Genomic DNA, 20,863 nt, shown 5'->3' with positions numbered 1-20,863 from the left:
TTAACAATATTAAGAACCAAATAAATAACTTTATATCAAATAAAAAACCTTATAAAAAACGGTTATAATACTTCATAAGAACTCCTACATTATCCTAACTAAGTAACCTACATTCATAATGTATTAACTTTGACTATTATACCATTTTTACAAGGTTTTTACAGATTATTTACAACTATTAAATCCTTTTTGATAAACTAGATAACTTTGCATATATCTTATGTAACGGTTTAAAATTTTTAAAGCTCCATAGCAATAACTTATGCTTTTTACGTAACCTGTCTACAAGTTTAATATTTAAATGTGATTCAATAAAAGATATTACTTCTCTATAACGTTCGGAGCTTTCATGCTCACCTAGCGCATAAAAAACTGTTAATGTCGATAACGCCGTTTCTAAGGCTAATAATTCACAATCATGAATACAGTCTAATTGATGTAACTTCGCAAACTCTAAACGTTCCCTATAACCAATAAAGCAATCATAACGACTTTGACTATTAAAAGAGGAGCCAGTAATAGATGTACTTATTTTTCTATAATAATAAACCGCTTGTGAAAGATATCCTACTCTCTTTGCATTGAAAACATACTTATAAATAGTTGCTACATCTTCATATTTCCTACCAATAGGAAATCTAATATCCGCTATTATTTCCCTCTTATAAATCTTATTACAAGCAGAATTATCAATTCTTCCGCTTAATATTTTATTTAATGCTATTATTCCATCATAAATGATATTTTTATTATAATGTAATTTATACCGCTTTCTATTTCCTCTTACAATAAAAGTATCGGCACAAACCATATCTAAATCATTATCTTCAAGATATTCTATCATATTGCTAAACATACTAGCATCTATATAATCATCACTATCTATGAAACTTATAACTTCGCCCTTTGCCTCTTCAATACCAGCATTACGAGCATCACTTAGTCCACCGTTTTTCTTATGAATAACCTTAACACGCTTATCCTTAATAGCATATTCATCACATATTTTGCCACAATTATCTGGTGAACCATCATCTACTAAAATTACTTCTAAATTCTTATACGTTTGATTAAGAATCGAATCAACACATTCATGTATGTATTTTTCTACTTTATAAACAGGAACTATTACAGATATTTTTTTCATTGCTATATCCTTTATTTCATCTTCAACTTTGCATACTTATTAAGAGTATATACGCTATAATTTACAGCAAGAATAAATCCTAACCAACCTTCTAAAAAACCTAATTTCAGTATATACATCTTAAAAAAAGCAAAAGCAGGTCTAAATATTGTATCTTTTAACAAACTTACTTTTTTATGACTATCTCTTGCCCAAATAGATGAATATGTATTCATCTTAGAAATATACTGATCAAAATCTCTATACGTATAATGCTGAATATATCCATCAATCATTATAGTTGGTAAATCAGTTACAACCGACTCATGAACTTTTCCTTGCCATATAGCTTTTTGAGTGGGAAATAGTCGTTTTACTGTGTCAGAAGACAACACTCCATACTTAAATTCTCTACCAAAAGCACTATTTCTACGCTCAATTTCATAAAGTGCATCTTTATCTTCACGAACCAATTTCTTTATTGATTTAGCAAGTTCGTCATTTATCCTCTCATCTGCATCTAAATAGAATATCCATTTCGTATCTACATGTTCTAATGCAAAATTACGCTGTGCTGCAAAATTGTTATCCCACTCACGACTAATTACCTTAGCGCCAACAGATTCAGCTAATAAAACTGTACTATCCTCACTTCCTGAATCAATCACTAAGACTTTTGAGGATACTTTTTTAGCACTCTCTATGGCTTCAACTATATTTAATTCTTCGTTTTTTGCTAATATTACTACTGTTAACATATAATCCTCTAAATTTAATATTACTTATATATTACTAAATATGGTTCAAAATAATCTACATAATTTGCTCTTGTTCCAAAATTCTATCTAATGCCACAGTAAAATATCCCCCAATACCTACCTTTTTTTGAATGCTCTTTACATTTTCACATAATTCATAATACTCTTTCTCTGTAATTGTTAATAGTATTTCATCAATTTCTTTTAAAGAGCCAACTGCATAGCCTAATTTATTCTTTATTACTATATCCGAAATAGCAGACTCTTTCCATACAAAAACTGGAATACCTGCAGCCATATATAGAGAAAATTTATGTGGATTATTCCACCTAGTATACTCTCCTATCTTACCAGAACAAGTTTCTACTGAATCTCCATCCCACACAAGACCAAATCCATAGCTTAAATGCTCTAATAAATCGTCAGCAGTATAACTACCATGATATTTAACTTTATTCTCATTATTAATATCATCAACTAAACCATTACCATATAAATCAATTCTATAGTTTCGCTCTAATGCAATCCAAGATTTCAAAAATTGAGATTTAGTCAAATTTCCAGCAAATATCACTGATTTAAAATATACTGAATCTTTTACTTCTTTTTTCATTAAATAGTCAAAAACATCAAGTGAAACTATTTTAGGTTTAATAATACCTTCTACCTGTAATCGCTGTTTCATTCTTTCATTATGTACGACTAAGTATTCTGCATCATTCAATATACTATCTACAATTTTATTTTGATTTGTATATCGCCACTCATCAATATCATGAATCAAAACTATTGTTTTTTTATTTTTAACCCATTTATAAAGATATTTATGCACAATTGCTGGTGAATAATCTGGAAATTGTATAAATAACAAGTCTTTATCATTCCATCTCCTATCTAATTTATACATATGATATATCGTCTTTAATCTATTCCATTTGCATTGCAATCGATATTTTAAATAATTTTTTACGCCTGGTAACCGCTTAGCATATCCCGAATAATTACTAATATAAGGAAATCCATATCGTGCTAATATTTCATCAATATCAATACGAGCCTTACTTCCAGCATTATATCCGTCTTCCAAAACTTCTTTTAAAACAAAAACTTTCCTTTTACTCATCATACCACCTTGTTACACTTAAGAATATATCATGCATTTCCTATTACTATTTTCTATCTTATCAAGTCTTCCCACCATTCACGGTTATCTAAATACCACTGAATAGTCTTTTTAATACCATCAGCAAATTTAGTTTCTGGTAACCAACCAAGTTCTGTATGGATTTTAGTAGGATCAATAGCATAACGCATATCATGCCCCTTACGATCTGTTACATAAGTGATTAAGTTCTCCGATTTGCCCAATTCTTTGCAAATTAATTTAACTATATCAATATTAGCCATTTCATTATGACCGCCAACATTATATACTTCCCCTTCACGGCCTTTATGAATAATTAAATCAATAGCTTTACAATGATCTTCCACATATAACCAATCACGAACATTTTTACCTTCACCATATACAGGTAAAGACTTATCCTTTAATGCATTCGTAATCATTAAAGGAATCAATTTTTCAGGAAAATGATAAGGTCCATAATTATTAGAGCAGCGAGAAATAGTAACAGGTAATCCATACGTTCTATAATAAGCTAAAACTAATAAATCAGCTCCAGCTTTAGAGCTACTATAAGGCGAGCTTGCATGAAGTGGTGTAGATTCTGTAAAAAATAAATCCGCTCTATCTAATGGTAAATCACCATATACTTCGTCAGTCGAAACTTGATGATATCGCTTGATGCCGTATTTACGACATGTATCCATAAGTACCGCTGTCCCCATAATATTAGTTTCTAAAAAAATATTAGGGTTCTCAATAGAGCGATCCACATGAGATTCAGCAGCAAAATTAACCAACACATCTGGTTTTTCTTTTATAAAAATCTGTTCAATTTCATTTTTATCACAAATATCTATTTTAAAAAAGCAAAAATTAGGTTTGTCCATAACACTTGCTAATGTAGATAGATTTCCAGCATATGTCAATTTATCTATACAGATAATACGATATGTGGGATATTTATTTAACATATAAAATATAAAATTTGAACCGATAAAACCAGCTCCACCTGTTACTATAATAGTCATAGAATACTACCTTAATCATTATTACAAACTAATACTTACACTATATTAATACTACTATAACTTAAAATAAAAAGTGGTGCAAATCTTAATATACAAGATTTACACCACTTTATTAATTATAGTTTTTATGCGTTTTTAGCTACTTCAACAAATTTAGCAAAAGCTGCTGCATCGTTAACAGCAAGATCAGCTAACATTTTGCGGTCTACTGTAACACCAGCTTTAGTCAAACCAGCGATAAAACGGCTATAGCTCATACCGTTCAAACGAGCTGCTGCGTTGATACGAGTAATGAACAATTTGCGGAATTCACGTTTTTTCGCACGACGGTCACGACGAGCATAATATAATGCTTTCATTACCGTTTCGTTTGCTTTTTTGAACAAACGACTACGTGTACCACGATAGCCTTTAGCTAATTTTAAAATTTTCTTATGACGTGCATGAGCTGTAACGCCCTTTTTCACTCTAGCCATTGTATATTTCCTCCATTATCCAGTAATTCTAACTATTAAGCGTATGGTAAGCATTTAGCAACGCGTTTGTAGTCGGCTTTGCTAACCAAAGTTGCTTTGCGAAGATTGCGTTTACGAGCTGGGGATTTCTTTTCCAAGATATGGCTCTTAAATGCTTTCGCACGTTTGAATTCACCGCTACCAGTCGGTACAAAACGTTTAGCCGCTGCACGGCGAGTTTTAATTTTTGGCATAACTAATATCCTCCTCAATTATCCTTTTTTTGCTAATATCATCGTCATGTTTCGCCCTTCAAGCTTAGCTGCTTTTTCAACAACTGCCTGTTCTTCCAATTCTTTGGCAAAACGGGTTAATACATTCTGACCCAATTCAGGATGGCTCAATTCACGGCCACGGAACATGATTGTAACTTTTACTTTGTTACCTTCTGCTAAAAATTTTGTAGCATTTTTCATTTTAACATAGAAATCATGATCCTCAATATGGGGACGAAGTTTTACTTCTTTCAAAGTAAAAGTCTTCTGTTTTTTCTTAGCTTCTTTTTCGCGCTTCTGTTGCTCATAACGATATTTACCGTAATTCATAATTCGACATACTGGTGGCTTACCATTTGGTGCCACTTCTACTAAGTCCAATTGATGTTCTTCAGCTAACGCAAGAGCTTCACGAGCCGACATAATCCCTAATTGCTCATTATCGGCACTTACCACACGAACTTCACGGGCGCGAATTTCTTCATTAATGCGCGGCGTATCTTTGCTAATAATAGTCACCTCCAACAATTTTTTCTCTATAAATAAAAAACGGACGGCATAATGCCATCCGTAACTAGCTAACATAACAGTTAATGTATTCAACCTATTATTTCGAGACAATAGGTGAGAAGCGGATGGCCTCTACTTCTTAAACCACTCTTAAAAGAGTACTTAAATAGTATATCGTTTAAAGGCTATGATGTCAAGTGTATTTTTACTATTTAGATACACTAATCTCTATCAAATAAATCACGCGTATATACTTTATCTTTCACATCTTGTAAATCATCTGACCAACGATTGGTTACAATCATATCACTCACTCTTTTAAATTCATCTAAATCACGAATCACACGCAAGTGAAAAAAATCATCTTCTAACAATGTAGGTTCATATATAACAACTTTAACCCCTTTTGCCTTAATCCGTTTCATAACACCTTGAATCGCCGAATCCCGAAAATTATCAGAACCACTCTTCATAGTTAATCTATATACACCTACTACTTTTGGATTATGCTCCAAAATCATATCAGAAATATGTTCCTTACGAGTACGGTTTGCCTCTACAATAGCTGATACCAAATTTTGTGGTACATCATGATAATTAGCCAATAATTGTTTTGTATCTTTTGGTAAACAGTATCCACCATAACCAAAGGATGGATTATTATAAAAATCACCAATCCGTGGATCTAAACATACACCATTAATAATTTCTGCCGTATTCAAACCTAGAATTTCTGCATATGAATCTAATTCATTAAAATAAGCCACTCGCAATGCTAAATAAGTATTAGTAAAAAGTTTTATTGCTTCTGCTTCAGTAGAACCAGTGAAAACCATAGGAATATCTTTTTTTATAGCCCCCTCTACTAATAAATTAGCAAACTCGACTGCTCGTTCTGATTGTTCGCCAACTACAATTCGTGAAGGATATAAATTATCATATAAGGCTTTTCCCTCTCGCAAAAATTCAGGAGAGAAAATAATATTATCTGTTTGATATTTTTCTCTCATTTGCAAAGTATAACCCACGGGCACTGTAGATTTAATAATCATAACTGCTTCAGGATTTATCTCTAAAACCGCTTCAAGAACTGCTTCTACAGAAGTAGTGTCAAAGAAATTCTTCTTTGGGTCATAATTTGTGGGGGTTGAAATAATTACAAACTTTGCATCAGTAAAAGCAACTTTAGAATCTAGCGTTGCTTTAAAGTTTATATCATCTCGTTTTAAAAACTTAGAAATTTCTTCATCCACAATAGGCGAAATTCCTTTATTCACCAATTCAACCTTATCAGGAAGAATGTCTAATGCTATAACTTCATGATGTTGTGCAATCAATAAGCCATTAGCTAGTCCTACATATCCTATACCTGCTACAGCTATTTTCATATTTTATTCCTTTCAAGAATTGATATGATTATCTTCCCTCAAATCACTCAATAAAAACTCTTAATGAATGTTAGTAAATTCATTATATTCAATTACATAACTTTTATACCTTTTTTCTTCAACGAAAAATTAAATCTAATTTTTCGTCCAAAATCCAAATATGTATTAATAAATTTGTATTGTTCTTTATCTACAGATTTAATTCTATATTTTTCAGATTTAGCTCTAATAAAATGAAATAATTCTCTAGCAAGTTTTCTATTCAAACATTGTATATACAATTCTTTAGTTAATCCTTCATGTTTAACTAAATCATCGCGTAATAATTTTGAACAGATACAAATATCTAATAACCTTTTTTGACCACCATTTGTTATACCAGCTGGATTAGTAAAATAATAGTACAAACATTGATCTGAAATCATTAAACGCTTAGTCCTATATAAATATCTGCCAGATACATAATTATCCTGAGCATGACATCTTTCTGGAGATAAAATCCCTTCTATAATATTACGTTTATAAACAACATTCCATACAATTTTACATAAAAACTCTGTAAAATATAATTCAAAAACATCGTCATCTTTAATAACTTTATTAATAATATTTCCCTTAGGTAATACTGAGGATTTGCTTATTCCATCAGATATATTAACTGAGCACCTTGCCATATCTAAATCATATGTTTCAATTAATTCAATTAAAGATTTATACATATTGGTATCTAACCAATCATCACTATCTACAAAAGCAATATATTCTCCTTTTGCAATAGACAATCCATTATTACGTGCTCCACTTGGTCCTTGATTCTCCTGATGTAACACAACAATCCTATTATCTTTTTCAAGATATTCATCACAAATTTGACCGCATCTATCAGGAGATCCATCATCAACCAAAATAACTTCTAAATTTTTATAAGTCTGAGATAGTACTGAGTCTACACACCGCTGTAAATATTTTTCCACTTTATATACCGGAATAATAACTGATAATAATTTATCTTCCACCTAGAATTTCCTCAACTAAAATATATAATAATTATCCTCAAAAATTATTGCTTACCTCTAATTATGATTTTAAATTTTTAAAATATGATTTAATTGTATTTTTTACTCTATGTCTTATTTGATGACTAATTTGTTTATATTTTCCGTAAGGAGTAAGCCAACTGCCCGAAAAATGGTGTACTGTATATGTATTATCAGTTTTTCTATTCCTTCCAGTTCCAAATTCTTTAGCACAAAATACTTCAAACGGAAATAAGGCATTATTTTCACCAAAAATTTGAAATTTATTATTAAAAATAATATTATAACGCGCTTTTGTCATTTTAGTTATAATTATCACGTTTGTTATTAATTTTACTCCACCATCAACCTCAAAAAAAGATTTATCATCATAATAACTGAGTAAATAAGTAATCCATTCTCCGGATTTTTCAGACCCTATTGTTGCTGTAGAAATACAATCACTTGACTCAAAACCTACAAAGGCATCATAGCCCAAAATCTTATCAAAGGACTTGCAAACTTCTATGTCTGTATCAAGATAGATGCCTCCATATTCACATAAAACTTTTAATCTTACATAGTCAGCTACAAAAGCCCATTTTTTAGCTTCATAAGCCTCTTTACAAAATCTATTTTGATTTATGTCAAAATTATTTTCATTCCATTCTATAATTTCATAATCTGGGCAATATTTTTTCCATGTTTCTATATACTTTTTATATTTTTTTGGTAATGGCTTACCACCAAACCAACAATAGTGGATAATTTTAGGTATCACTTTTTTCTCCTACTTCTTCCCTTGCCGGCAAGCTTCTATGTGCAATGGCCACCGCAATTTCATTCAAATGCAAAATACCTACACCAATATAAATCGCCACACTAATATGCTCCCGATAGCGCGCAATGCCAATCTTACCACCTACGTTAAGTCCTGTGGCTTTACGTTTTAACTGCTCTAACGCTTCTTGTGTGGCGCCAATGACAGCTCCTTCACCAATATGATTATCTGCTACTACTTTTTGCCGTTGCGCCGCTACTACGGCATGTTCAATAATTTTAGGAATAGACTGCAAAAATTGACCACCAAAGTCAACTGCTACCGAACGAATCCCTTTATCCTGCAACACTTTACGCAATTCTTGTTCTTTTTGCCGTGTTTCTGTAATTGCCAACTGCAAAGCAGCTCTACCAATTGCAATACTATTATATTCCATGTATGCCTCCTACCATCCTACACTTAATACACTAATATCTAACGAAAAAATCTTAACGCATATTACAAAACAGCCTATCTTACTCACATAAAAAAATTCACTTGATTTATTTAACTTTACTCGCATAAAACATTTCTTTTATTATATCATATTCTAATAGTTTAAACTTATAAAAACACAGGGGTATAGGACAAAACACACAAAACCCAGCACCACGTTCCCCAACGTAGTACTGGGTTTTCTTTAATTACACCTTTAACTATATACTAATCTGTAAACTTATATATAGTTATCTCTATCTTCAGTTCAAACTCTCTTAACACTTTCAAGCCAGTTTTTTACATTCACAAAACGAATCAACTTTTTACTTATATGGCAACAAAACGCCTACTACTTCACTTATATGACCTACGTCATTTGTTTCGCAGTATTCATGCATTTCACGGGCAATTTGTCCAATTGCTTGTGGATTCACCATGGACGCTGTACCAACGGATACAATATCGGCACCAGCCAACATAAATTCAATAGCATCCGCCCCCGTCATAATACCGCCCATCCCCATAATTGGTAAATCAAGGGCTTGTGATACTTGATGCACTAAACGAAGTGCCACTGGTTTTACAGCAGGACCAGACAAACCACCATATAAATTGCCTAGTATTGGACGGCGTGTTTTAATATCAATTGCCATACCAAGCAAGGTATTAATTAAGCTAAGACCATCAGCACCGGCAGCTTTTACCGCTTTAGCAATTTCCACAATATCCGTTACATTAGGTGATAGCTTCATAATGACAGGCAAATCGGTATTTTCACGAACAATCTTACATACAGCTGCTGCACTATCAGCGCAAACGCCAAAAGCCATGCCACCATTTTTTACATTAGGGCAGCTAATATTAACTTCAAAACCAGCAATGCCTTCTACAGTCAAAGTTTTTGCCATGAAAGCATACCCTTCCACATCAGCAGCTGAAATATTAGCTAAAATTGGCACATCATATTTTCTTAGCTCTGGTAAAATATGCTCTACAAAAGCTTCTGCGCCAGGGTTTTCAAGACCAATACAGTTCAAAAGACCTGATGGCGTTTCAGCAATACGAGTGCCTTCATTCCCATTACGGGCTTGAGGCGTTAACCCTTTTACAGAAATAGCCCCTACTTCATGGCTAAGATCAAGATAATCGGCATATTCAAGGCCAAACCCAAAGGTACCGGAGGCTGCTACGATAGGATTTTTCATTTTAATCCCACAGAAATCAACCGCTAACTCAGGATACGACGGCTGTTTACCATTTAAATCTTTAGTATGATCCATGTGTTTATAGCCTAGTTCACCATGAGCGCCTAGCTGAGATAAATGTTCATGACTCATTCGAAAAACACCTCCTCAGCAGGGAATACAGGACCTTCTTTACATACTTTGTAACGTTTACCACCACGGCCATGGCAACCACAGCCTAAACAACCGCCAGTACCACAGCCCATGCGTTCTTCTAGCGATACTTGACAAGGTACACTATATTCTTCAGCTACCTTAGCTACGCCTTTCATCATCGGTGTAGGACCACAGGTCATTACGCTAGTAAAGCCATTAATAGCACTCGTACCTTCCTCTTTGCGTGCTGAATATGGAGGCAACTGACGTTTCACTTCACCACGCTCCGATTGAATTAGTTCCCCCATAATAGCCGTTGGAAAGCCTTTAGTCCCTACACTACCATCATCGGTAGTAATATACACATCTACTGGGCAGTCCTTAAATAAATCAGCCCAGAACGTTTCACTTTCATTCCGGAACCCCAATACAACGGTAGCTTTACGGGAAGCCACTGGCTGAATGACGGTTTCATCTTCTTCATTGGTATAGCGCATAGTATCTTCTACATCATTTAATTTAGACGCAATACAAAGCATAGGTGCAATCCCTACACCACCACCAATGAGGAGCATATTGTCTGTCATTTCAAAACGACTACCAAGAGGTCCTAAGCAATCTAACACATCGCCCTCTTTTAGGCAAGTCATCATTTCAGTACCAGTCCCTACTACACGATAGAGTAAGGTAATGGTACCTTCTTCTTTATCAAAACCTGCGTAGCTGATAGGACGACGCAACAAAGGCGCCGTGCCACCAGTCACACGAACATTACAAAATTGCCCTACTTCAGCCTCAGCGGCCTGTTTAGGCGCATATAGATTCATAATCCATACGTCTGCGCCAATTTGCTCATTGCGGAGCACTCGCGCCATTTCTACATAACCGCTCATGCGTCTATCACTCCATCTCAAAATCTTGTAACGCTTCTACGTCAATCTTAATTTCTTCATTAGCGCGACCAGCTACTACACGCAATACTTCACGAGCTGTATCTAAGGATGTCAAACAAGGCGTACCCATTTCAACAGCTAAACGACGAAGCTGGAAGCCTTCACGTTCAGGACGTTTACCATAGGTTAATGTATTTAACATCAAGTCTACTTTGCCTTGACGAATCAAATCCGCACAGTTGTCAGCCCCTTCGTGAATTTTATTAACAATCACGCAAGGAATGCCATGTTCTTCAAAGTATTTACCGGTACCGCCAGTAGCTTGGATATGATAACCAAGGTCGATAAAACCTTTGGCCAAACGAGCCGCTTCTTCTTTATCACGGTCAGCCACCGTCATAAGGATATGACCTTTTTCAGGAATACGCATGTTAGCCCCATGAATTGCCTTAAATAAGGCTTCGGAATACGTGCGACCAATCCCCATAACTTCACCAGTGGACTTCATTTCAGGGCCCAAGGCAATTTCAACAAGTCCCATTTTGGAGAAGGAGAATACTGGTGCTTTCACTGCTACATAATCTTTAGCTGGCACTAAACCAGTTGGTAAACCCGTAGATTTAATCGTTTCACCAAGAGCAATACGCGTTGCGTATTCAATCATGTTAATACCCGTTACTTTACTAATAAACGGCACGGTACGGCTAGAACGAGGGTTAACTTCGATTACATTAAGTTCACCATTAGCTACGATGTACTGGATATTGACAATCCCTTTTACATTAAGACCACGAGCAATACGTTGCGTATAATCTACAATTTGATCCGTAATTTCTTGGGATAAGTGTTGCGCTGGATATACGGCAATGGAGTCACCAGAGTGAACACCAGCACGTTCGATTTGTTCCATAATACCAGGGATACATACATCTTCCCCATCCGCAATCGCATCAACTTCAACTTCCATACCTACCATGTAACGGTCAATCAATACAGGATGATCTTTAGAAGCCACTACCGCTTCTTTCATATACACATCAAGCTCTTGGTCATTGTACACAATTTCCATAGCACGACCACCTAATACATAGGATGGGCGTACGATAAGTGGATAGGATAAACGAGCCGCTGCTTGTAAAGCTTCTTCATGACTTGTTACTAATGCCCCTACTGGACGAGGGATACCAAGCTCTGCTAACAGTTCATCAAAGCGTTCACGGTCTTCCGCCATATCAATGCTATCTACTGAAGTGCCAAGAATTTTAACACCTCGTTCAGCCAATGGGCCGGCTAAATTGATAGCCGTTTGACCACCAAACTGAGCAATAACACCGATTGGATTTTCCTTGCGGATAACTTCCATTACGTCTTCTACCGTTAATGGCTCAAAGTATAAGCTATCCGATGTATCAAAGTCCGTACTTACTGTTTCCGGATTATTATTAATAATAATGGATTGCTTACCTGCTTTACGAAGAGCCCAAGAAGAATGTACGGAACAGTAGTCGAATTCGACCCCTTGACCGATACGAATTGGGCCAGAACCAAGAACGATAACACTATTATCGCCACGTGGCACAACTTCATCTTCGGTAGCATAGGCGCTATAGTAGTAAGGTGTATGTGCTTCAAATTCTGCCGCACAAGTATCTACATATTTGTATGTTGGGAACATATTTAATTCCTGACGTTTAGCTAATACATCGTCAGCACTTACCTTAGCATAGCGAGCAATCACCTTATCTGGCATGCTATAGCGTTTAGCGGTGCGAAGATTATCTTCGGTAATGCCTTCACTAGCTAATTTATTTTCAAGCGTTACGATATTTTTAATCTTATTGATAAAGAACATATCAATCTTTGTAATATAGTGGATTTTTTCCACACTGATGCCCGCACGAAGGGCTTGCGCTACTACATAAATACGTTCATCATCAACTAAACGAAGGCGTTCAATCAATTGTTCTGGTGTTTCATGGGCAATTTTCTTAAGCTCGATATGATCTAAGCCAATTTCTAAAGAGCGAATCGCTTTTAACAAAGACCCTTCGAGTGTACGGTCAATGGCCATAACTTCGCCGGTTGCTTTCATTTGTGTGCCAAGTGTACGGTCAGCTAAATTGAATTTTTCAAATGGCCAACGTGGGAATTTTGTTACCACATAGTCAAGAGATGGTTCAAAGCAAGCTTTTGTTTCACCTGTAACGGCATTAGTAATGCTATCTAAGGTCATTCCTAAAGCAACTTTGGCTGCCACTTTAGCAATTGGATACCCTGTTGCTTTAGAAGCCAATGCGGAGGAACGAGACACACGCGGATTAACTTCAATTACATAGTATTGATTGCTATATGGATCTAAGGCGTACTGTACGTTACAGCCCCCTTCGATTTCAAGATAACGAATAATATCTACCGAAGCCGTACGAAGCATTTGATATTGAATATCGTTCAACGTTTGGCTTGGTGCCACAACGATAGAATCACCGGTATGAACCCCAACAGGGTCGATGTTTTCCATATTACATACGATAATGCAGTTATCCGCACTATCACGCATTACTTCATATTCTACTTCTTTCCAACCAGCTACAGAGCGTTCTACCAAAATCTGGTGAATGGGGCTCAATTTAATACCGCGAAGAGCAATCATGTACATTTCTTCTTCGTTGGTAGCAATACCGCCGCCAGTACCACCTAAGGTATACGCTGGGCGGATAATGATTGGATACCCAATGCGATTAGCAAATGCCACCGCTTCATCTACATCACTGAAAATATCACTTTCAGGCACTGGCTGATTAATGCGTTCCATCGCTTCTTTGAAAAGCTCACGGTCTTCTGCCTGTTTAATCGCCGCTAAAGTGGTACCTAATAGTTTTACATCATATTTTTCAAGAACCCCTGCTTCAGAAAGTTCTACCGCCATATTAAGGCCTACCTGACCACCTAAGGTAGCCAATAACCCATACGGGCGTTCTTTACGGATAACTTCCGTTACAAATTCTAAACTAATAGGCTCAATATAAACACGGTCCGCAATGTCACGGTCTGTCATAATCGTAGCAGGATTGGAGTTTACCAATACTACTTCATACCCCTCTTCACGAAGGGAACGGCAAGCCTGAGTACCTGCATAGTCAAATTCCGCTGCCTGGCCGATAATAATCGGGCCCGATCCGATAACGAGTATTTTTTTCTTGTCCATTGTCATTGGTCAGCCCTTTCTATTTATGTGCTTTCATTAATGCTTTGAATTGGTCAAATAAGTAGAGATTGTCAGTTGGTCCTGGCGAAGCTTCTGGATGATACTGTACCGACATAATAGGTAAGCTATTATGCTTCATCCCTTCTACCGTATTATCATTCACACTGCGATGCGTAATGGTCACATCTGCATTAGCTAAACTAGTTTCATCCACAGCATACCCATGGTTTTGTGATGTAATGTACACACGTCCGGTCGCTAAATCTTTTACTGGATGATTAGAACCACGATGACCAAAACGTAATTTATAGGTGGAGCCACCATAAGCTAGTGATAATACTTGATGGCCCATACAGATACCAAAGATTGGTTTTTTATCGAGCAATTTTTTAACTTCTGCTACAGCAAATTGTAAATCTTGTGGATCGCCCGGTCCATTGGATAAGAAAATGCCATCTGGATTTTCAGCCAACACAGTTTCTGCTTTCGTATCTGCTGGGAAAATCGTTAAACGACAACCACAAGCTTCTAGGGATTTTAAAATGCTTTCTTTTACCCCAAAGTCATATACAGCTACGTGAAACTCTGCATTTTCACTACCACGATAGCCTTGCCATTTCGTGGTTACTTGCATAACTTGGTCAGTTGGTAAGTCTTGTTGTAATAAGGCATCAATACGTTCTTGCGGTGTATCTACAGAACAAATAACCCCTTTCATAACCCCATGATTACGAATGTTACGCGTAATAGCTCGAGTATCCACATCATACAAACAAGGGATACCATAAGCACGCAAATATTCCTCAAATAAGCCTTCATTTTGCCAATTGCTTGGGAACGTACAAAGTTCTCCTACAATCATGCCACGGCAATATGGTTTTGGTGCTTGCGCAATATCGCGATACACCCCATAGTTACCAATTAATGGATACGTTAGCGTAATAATCTGATCAGCATAGGATGGATCAGTTAAAATTTCTTGATAGCCGGTCATACCGGTATTAAATACAACTTCGCCGAGAATAGGCGCGCCCCCAAGGAGTTTGCCTTCATACACGGAACCGTCTTGTAATACTAATTTGCCTTTCACTGAGTCACAACTCCCTCTTTCATTACAACTTCGCCATCTACTACAGTCAATTTAGCTTTGCCCGTTAATGTCATACCATCAAACGGACTCGTCTTACCTTTAGTATAGAATAGATTGCGGTCTACCGTCCACTCTTCATCGGTACTAAATACAGTAATATCAGCTGGTTTACCTACTTCTAAAACGCCCGCTTCTACGCCCATAATTTCAGCTGGACGAACGCTCATGAGAGTTACAATTTCATCAAGGCTTAAAATGCCTGTTTTATATGTATGTGTCAATACAGCGGCCAACGATGTTTCAAGACCACTAAAACCATTTGGTGCACAGCAAAATTCTACATCTTTTTCTTCTTCTGCATGTGGTGCATGGTCAGTAATAATCGCATCAATCGTACCATCTTTAACACCTGCTAAAAGAGCTTGACGATGCTCTTCCGAACGAATAGGAGGTGCCATCTTAAAAGCAGGATTATATTCACGCAAGTATTCATCAGTAAAGGATAAATGCTGTGCCGTTACTTCACAAGTTACGTTAATCCCTTTCGCTTTAGCAGCCCGAATCTGGTCAACCGTATCTTTACTGCTTACATGAGCAATGTGGATGTGACCACCAGTCATATCAGCAAGCAATAAATCACGAGCTACGGCCATATCTTCGGCTACTGCCGGACGACCTTTAACGCCCATTTCATAAGCTACAAAGCCTTCATGCATATGACCTTCATGTGTCAAACTTACCTCTTCAGCATGGTCAATAACCGGTTTGTTAAACATGCTAGAGTATTCTAACGCACGGCGCATGAAAGCAGCACTTTCTACATAGTGACCATCATCAGAAAAGCCCACTACACCTGCTTCCGCCATGTCACCCATTTCAGCTAGTTCTTTGCCTTCTAAGCCTTTGCTGACAGCGCCAATAAATTCAACTTTTACAATCCCAGTGAGTTCAGCCTGTTTTTGAAGACCACGAACTAAAGCCGCATTATCAACTACTGGCTTTGTATTGGCCATCGTAGCAATGCGTGTAAAACCACCAGCAGCGGCTGCTTGTGTACCACTATAAAAGTCTTCTTTGGCTTCTTGACCGGGTTCGCGTAAATGCGTATGCATATCAATAAGACCTGGCGTTACAATAAGGCCCGTCGCATCATAGACTTCGGCTCCATCAGCACTCAAATTTTGACCAATAGCAGCAATCTTACCTTCTTTCACCAAAATATCGGCTACTTCATGTTGTTGTTTTTTTGGATTTACTACGGTTCCACCTTTAATCAGCAAGTTCACTGCCGTCACCTCCTACAATCGTCAAGTATAATACAGCCATACGGATAGCTACGCCATTGCGTACCTGTTCTTGAATAGCTGATTCATCACTGTATGCTACATCATGAGCAATTTCAAGGCCGCGATTCATAGGACCTGGATGCATAACCATTACGTCATCTTTTGCTAAAGACAATACATTTTTATTGATTCCAAAGATACGTGCATATTCACGATTTGTTGGATATAAAGCAGAATTAATACGTTCTAATTGGATGCGAAGTACGTTAACTACATCGGCATCTTTTACCGCTTCACGCACATCGTGGTGAATCGTAACGCCCATCTTCGCTAATTCAGGATACAGTAAGGTACGAGGCCCTACTAAATGTACATCAGCTCCCATTTTGGTGAAACCATAAATATCACTGCGAGCTACACGACTGTGCATAATATCGCCAGCAATTACGATTTTCAATCCTTCTAACGAACCTTTGCGTTCAATAATAGAATACATATCAAGTAATGCTTGGGTTGGGTGTTCATGAGCACCATCACCAGCATTAATAATGATAGGATCCACAACTTTAGTAGCATATAAAGGCGACCCTTCCGCACTATGACGCATTACAATCGCGTCAGTTCCCATGTAAGATACCGTTAATAAGGTATCGCGGAAGCTTTCCCCTTTGGCCATGGAGCTACCACTTTTGGTAATATTAATAACGTCAGCCCCTAAATATTTCCCAGCTAATTCAAAGGAACTACGAGTACGCGTACTATTCTCCATAAATAAATTAATGATGGATTTGCCTTTCAATAGAGGATGCTTTTTATCGTCTGATAATACGATTTTTTTCATCTTCTTGGCTACACGCAATATAAGTTCAATTTCTTCCTTTGTGGCATGCTGCAATCCTAGCAAATGCTTGCCTTTTAAACTTACTTCTCCCATTGTCAGCCTCCTTAACTGAGATTCCTGTGTATAAACAAAAAAGACCTTTTGCCTGTGGCAAAAGGTCTATAGCAGACATAATGATACACTCCAAGCAGAGTGCCTACCATAATCCTTTACTAGCCTCACAGGACTAACTTAAAAGGTAATAAATTGTGGAAACGAACGGTCTCTCGTACCATCCTTCTGTTTCTTCTTTTTATATTTTACCTGTCTAAAGGAAGCCTGTCAAGATGCGTATCATGTTTACTTTTGCATACTCAATATCTACTAATTAAAACTTCATTTCAGCTCCCACACGCCATAAACGACCATACATATTAAGATCCGCTACTTGTTTATCTAAGATATTATTTACAGCTACAAAAGCGGAAAAATCAGAGTTAAAACGACGTGTTACAGAAGCATTCAACGTATTAAACGAATATAGGTCATACGAGCTACTGCCACGCCCTTTATTAACTGAATAAGCATAGTCATGCGTAAAGGTATTCCAAAGCATGGCACTATACCCCGTTGGTTTATTGTCATCATATACTAATTGAATCGTCATCACCGATTTAGGACGATTTAACAATCGGGTATTTTTACTTTTATCTTGGGCATTAATGTAATTATAGGTGCCTTTCAAAGTTAATCGATCACTTAATTTGTGGCCTACACTCAATTCTACACCATTAATTTGCGCTTTATTCACATTTACATATTCTGCATGAATAATGCGTGTTTGTGAATCTGTCCATTGATTATAGTTAATCAAATTACTTACCTTGTTATTATAATACGTTATTTTACCAAAGGTATTGCCATACTCCCCTTCTAAGGAAACATCAAAGTTTCTTGACTTCTCCGGCTCTAACTTAGGATTCCCTACCACATTAACCATGATAGGGCCTGGACTATGCCACATATTCATGTATAACTCTGAAACTGTGGGCGCTTTAAATGCACGCCCATAATTAGCTTTAAAGCGCAGCGTATCCGTAATACTATAATTTAAGCCAATATGGGGTGATACATTAGACCCAAAAGAATTATGATGTTCATAACGAACAGATGGCTGCAAAATCAATTTGTCATTTACTTGCCACGTATCCTCCAAGAAGCCCGCGTATGAATTAACTGTATGTGCTTCTTGATTTTTGATTCCCTTAGCATCGGCCTGACCACCAAGGCGTGTACCAGCATAATACACTTTACGATATTCACCACCAAAGGTTAACGTATGTTGCTCATTTACAGCCATCGTATTTTGTGCTTCCGTTACCCATGTATAATATTTCGCCTTATCATAGTCAGATTTAGGATACATTTTTTCCATCATTTGTTGCGCCATAGGACTGAAACGACCTAAGAAAGAAAAATCTACATCATTTTTCATATCATATTCTTTTTTCAATTGATTATAATAGGTACGCACCATATAATCATTCTTTTCCGTTTTACCCGTATAGGTTACACCCATACCATATCCGGCATTATCATAATGCTCCACTTTATCTTTTTGCTGATCATATTTCATACCTCGATTTAAGCCTTGTACATCAGCTAATTCAGTGCGTAAATGCTCTTTGAAATAATTAGCATCCAAACGGAGTTTATTTTGGTTAGCATTTTCAAAATCATAGGTAGCACTTACATCAAAATTTTGCCGATTACCAAATAGGTAGCGATTATACCCTTCACTCCCTACTTTATTAGCTGACGCCACCGTTTCTGTAAAAATATTAATCGGCCGTACCTTCGTAAACTGTGCGCCTGCTGTCACATTCCAACGGCCTACTTTACCAGTATTATAGCGATAATAATTATTTACTTGTCGAGTCCCTGTGTTAAAACCTACGGTAGTACTTGCTGTATCAGGCACTTTCGTAATAATATTAATGACCCCACCAATGGCATCAGAACCATATAAAGAACTGGTAGCCCCACGAACAATTTCTATTCGTTCCACTGTATCTAAACTCATTCGCCCTAATGTATATACATTAGCGGTACTATCCGTATCTTCCCCGGCAATGCGCTTGCCATCTACCAAAATTAAGCTATGCTTCGTATCCATCCCTCGAATCATCACTTGATTCCCCGTCATAGCGGATTCGGAAAGACTCACATTATCTGCTAACTGCAACGCCGATACTAAATCAGTGGCCCCCATTTGTTTCATATCGTCTGCCGTAATCACTTCTACCGCCTGTGGAGCGGCTTTAATTGTTTCCGCCTTTTTAGATGCCGTTACCACCACTTGTTCCGTCATCAAGGTTGTTTCATCTGCCCCTTGCACAGTGCCCACGACGCCTGATGTCATTAAAGCAGTACACACTAAAACACTTAATACCTGCTGTTTCCGATTCTTGTAATTCATAATAATTGCTCCTCACACAAATTCACACATTGTTAAACCCTTAGTTTCATAAGTACTACGCACTTATGAAACCTATACCCCAATACCTAATGGTTAGTTGTACAAAAACTCCTCTACGAATCATAAGCTCAGCTATACCACCCTGAGTCGCCTATTTGGCACTTACCATTCATAGAGGAGTTACTATTACAACTTCAACTTTGAAGCGATTATTATATAAACTTGTAAATACTATCCCATAAGAAAACTACTAACACACAAAATTACCCTAAATTAGCCATTACCTCTTTCGCAAAAGCCACTGCATTAGCTAAATCATTTTCATCAGGATGCGTTGCCCCTAAGCGATGTCGTTCATCTCGCTCCGCACTACGACCATGAGGATGTCCTTCAGGGAACATTTTATACATCATTTCAATTACTTTAGGATCTACTTTCCCTTGACACATAAATGTACCAACAGGAGTCTGCCCTTTAGGCAATAACCCTGTAGCAGCTACCATGGTTTCTTTAGCATGTGGTAACATAGGCGGTACGCCCAACGTGGCAAATAACGCCACTTTATCTGTATCAATACGTTTTAACACAGCTTGGGCTGCTTTATCCGCATTCCCTTGATCCGCCCAAAAGCCCATAAATACAATATCATATGCGGTAAGGTCAGCAGGCGCTTCATTGACCGGCACACACGCCGTCCCTTCTGGCAAAGCCGTGAGAATCGCTTCGGCAACTTGTTTAGTATTCCCCGTACGGGATGAATAAATAACAATACTCTTCATAGAAATCTCCTTTATTCCTTTATGTAACATA

General features: G+C 36.9%; 19 protein-coding genes. All 19 read right to left on the bottom strand.

What is annotated here, in order from left to right:
- Positions 1–178: 178 nt before the first annotated feature.
- Positions 179–1,147 (bottom strand): glycosyltransferase family 2 protein, encoded by a 969-nt coding sequence (locus tag DYE54_RS00265; protein ID WP_115309353.1) that lies wholly within the window; start codon positions 1,145–1,147, stop codon positions 179–181.
- Between the two features lie 11 nt (positions 1,148–1,158).
- Positions 1,159–1,884, bottom strand: coding sequence for a glycosyltransferase family 2 protein (locus DYE54_RS00260; protein WP_115309352.1), 726 nt, complete (start codon positions 1,882–1,884; stop codon positions 1,159–1,161).
- A 55-nt stretch (positions 1,885–1,939) separates the two neighbouring features.
- Entirely contained in the window at positions 1,940–3,007 is a 1,068-nt protein-coding gene (locus DYE54_RS00255) for a glycosyltransferase (RefSeq protein ID WP_115309351.1), read from the bottom strand.
- Between the two features lie 53 nt (positions 3,008–3,060).
- The gene (gene rfbB, locus DYE54_RS00250; RefSeq protein WP_115309350.1) at positions 3,061–4,038 is read right to left on the bottom strand and encodes a dTDP-glucose 4,6-dehydratase; all 978 of its coding nucleotides are present in this window, start codon (positions 4,036–4,038) and stop codon (positions 3,061–3,063) included.
- A 125-nt stretch (positions 4,039–4,163) separates the two neighbouring features.
- Complete coding sequence (gene rplT, locus DYE54_RS00245) at positions 4,164–4,514, bottom strand: 50S ribosomal protein L20 (RefSeq protein WP_115309349.1); 351 nt, start codon at positions 4,512–4,514, stop codon at positions 4,164–4,166.
- 35 nt (positions 4,515–4,549) lie between these two features.
- Entirely contained in the window at positions 4,550–4,747 is a 198-nt protein-coding gene (rpmI, locus tag DYE54_RS00240; RefSeq protein ID WP_006555054.1) for a 50S ribosomal protein L35, read from the bottom strand.
- 18 nt (positions 4,748–4,765) lie between these two features.
- On the bottom strand, positions 4,766–5,287 hold the full coding sequence (gene infC / locus DYE54_RS00235; protein WP_202922154.1) for a translation initiation factor IF-3: 522 nt from the start codon (positions 5,285–5,287) through the stop codon (positions 4,766–4,768).
- Positions 5,288–5,499: 212 nt separating this feature from the next.
- Positions 5,500–6,666, bottom strand: a complete 1,167-nt coding sequence (locus tag DYE54_RS00230) for a nucleotide sugar dehydrogenase (protein ID WP_115309347.1) — start codon at positions 6,664–6,666, stop codon at positions 5,500–5,502.
- Between the two features lie 92 nt (positions 6,667–6,758).
- Positions 6,759–7,682, bottom strand: a complete 924-nt coding sequence (locus DYE54_RS00225; protein ID WP_115309346.1) for a glycosyltransferase — start codon at positions 7,680–7,682, stop codon at positions 6,759–6,761.
- A 61-nt stretch (positions 7,683–7,743) separates the two neighbouring features.
- Complete coding sequence (locus DYE54_RS00220; protein WP_115309345.1) at positions 7,744–8,463, bottom strand: glycosyltransferase family 32 protein; 720 nt, start codon at positions 8,461–8,463, stop codon at positions 7,744–7,746.
- On the bottom strand, positions 8,453–8,899 hold the full coding sequence (locus DYE54_RS00215; RefSeq protein WP_115309344.1) for a HutP family protein: 447 nt from the start codon (positions 8,897–8,899) through the stop codon (positions 8,453–8,455). The genes DYE54_RS00220 and DYE54_RS00215 overlap by 11 nt, the downstream gene beginning before the upstream one ends.
- 364 nt (positions 8,900–9,263) lie before the next feature.
- On the bottom strand, positions 9,264–10,220 hold the full coding sequence (locus DYE54_RS00210; RefSeq protein WP_115311046.1) for a dihydroorotate dehydrogenase: 957 nt from the start codon (positions 10,218–10,220) through the stop codon (positions 9,264–9,266).
- Between the two features lie 53 nt (positions 10,221–10,273).
- Complete coding sequence (locus DYE54_RS00205; RefSeq protein ID WP_115309343.1) at positions 10,274–11,173, bottom strand: dihydroorotate dehydrogenase electron transfer subunit; 900 nt, start codon at positions 11,171–11,173, stop codon at positions 10,274–10,276.
- Positions 11,174–11,180: 7 nt separating this feature from the next.
- On the bottom strand, positions 11,181–14,384 hold the full coding sequence (gene carB, locus DYE54_RS00200) for a carbamoyl-phosphate synthase large subunit (protein ID WP_115309342.1): 3,204 nt from the start codon (positions 14,382–14,384) through the stop codon (positions 11,181–11,183).
- Positions 14,385–14,397: 13 nt separating this feature from the next.
- Entirely contained in the window at positions 14,398–15,468 is a 1,071-nt protein-coding gene (gene carA, locus DYE54_RS00195) for a glutamine-hydrolyzing carbamoyl-phosphate synthase small subunit (protein WP_115309341.1), read from the bottom strand.
- Positions 15,465–16,754 (bottom strand): dihydroorotase, encoded by a 1,290-nt coding sequence (locus DYE54_RS00190; RefSeq protein ID WP_115309340.1) that lies wholly within the window; start codon positions 16,752–16,754, stop codon positions 15,465–15,467. The genes carA and DYE54_RS00190 overlap by 4 nt, the downstream gene beginning before the upstream one ends.
- Positions 16,738–17,688 (bottom strand): aspartate carbamoyltransferase catalytic subunit, encoded by a 951-nt coding sequence (locus DYE54_RS00185; protein ID WP_115309339.1) that lies wholly within the window; start codon positions 17,686–17,688, stop codon positions 16,738–16,740. Before DYE54_RS00185 ends, DYE54_RS00190 begins: the two co-directional genes overlap by 17 nt.
- 274 nt (positions 17,689–17,962) lie before the next feature.
- Positions 17,963–20,053: a TonB-dependent receptor plug domain-containing protein gene (locus DYE54_RS00180; RefSeq protein WP_115309338.1), complete on the bottom strand. Its 2,091-nt coding sequence runs from the start codon at positions 20,051–20,053 to the stop codon at positions 17,963–17,965.
- A gap of 263 nt (positions 20,054–20,316) precedes the next feature.
- Positions 20,317–20,832 (bottom strand): flavodoxin family protein, encoded by a 516-nt coding sequence (locus DYE54_RS00175; protein ID WP_115309337.1) that lies wholly within the window; start codon positions 20,830–20,832, stop codon positions 20,317–20,319.
- Between the last annotated feature and the right edge of the window lie 31 nt (positions 20,833–20,863).

Origin of the sequence: Veillonella criceti (assembly GCF_900460315.1) — a bacterium.
GTDB classification, from domain to species: Bacteria; Bacillota; Negativicutes; order Veillonellales; family Veillonellaceae; genus Veillonella_A; species Veillonella_A criceti.
Note: the sequence above shows the minus strand (reverse complement) of the source record. Positions and strands in the feature narration are given on the sequence as shown.

Excerpts from the sequence above, each read along its gene's own strand:
- DYE54_RS00265 (WP_115309353.1), bottom strand. The coding sequence starts at position 1,147 with ATGAAAAAAATATCTGTAATAGTTCCTGTTTATAAAGTAGAAAAATAC.
- DYE54_RS00260 (WP_115309352.1), bottom strand. The coding sequence starts at position 1,884 with ATGTTAACAGTAGTAATATTAGCAAAAAACGAAGAATTAAATATAGTT.
- DYE54_RS00255 (WP_115309351.1), bottom strand. The coding sequence starts at position 3,007 with ATGAGTAAAAGGAAAGTTTTTGTTTTAAAAGAAGTTTTGGAAGACGGA.
- rfbB (WP_115309350.1), bottom strand. The coding sequence starts at position 4,038 with ATGACTATTATAGTAACAGGTGGAGCTGGTTTTATCGGTTCAAATTTT.
- rplT (WP_115309349.1), bottom strand. The coding sequence starts at position 4,514 with ATGGCTAGAGTGAAAAAGGGCGTTACAGCTCATGCACGTCATAAGAAA.
- rpmI (WP_006555054.1), bottom strand. The coding sequence starts at position 4,747 with ATGCCAAAAATTAAAACTCGCCGTGCAGCGGCTAAACGTTTTGTACCG.
- DYE54_RS00230 (WP_115309347.1), bottom strand. The coding sequence starts at position 6,666 with ATGAAAATAGCTGTAGCAGGTATAGGATATGTAGGACTAGCTAATGGC.
- DYE54_RS00215 (WP_115309344.1), bottom strand. The coding sequence starts at position 8,899 with ATGGAATATAATAGTATTGCAATTGGTAGAGCTGCTTTGCAGTTGGCA.
- DYE54_RS00210 (WP_115311046.1), bottom strand. The coding sequence starts at position 10,220 with ATGGATCATACTAAAGATTTAAATGGTAAACAGCCGTCGTATCCTGAG.
- DYE54_RS00205 (WP_115309343.1), bottom strand. The coding sequence starts at position 11,173 with ATGAGCGGTTATGTAGAAATGGCGCGAGTGCTCCGCAATGAGCAAATT.
- carB (WP_115309342.1), bottom strand. The coding sequence starts at position 14,384 with ATGACAATGGACAAGAAAAAAATACTCGTTATCGGATCGGGCCCGATT.
- DYE54_RS00185 (WP_115309339.1), bottom strand. The coding sequence starts at position 17,688 with ATGGGAGAAGTAAGTTTAAAAGGCAAGCATTTGCTAGGATTGCAGCAT.
- DYE54_RS00180 (WP_115309338.1), bottom strand. The coding sequence starts at position 20,053 with ATGAATTACAAGAATCGGAAACAGCAGGTATTAAGTGTTTTAGTGTGT.
- DYE54_RS00175 (WP_115309337.1), bottom strand. The coding sequence starts at position 20,832 with ATGAAGAGTATTGTTATTTATTCATCCCGTACGGGGAATACTAAACAA.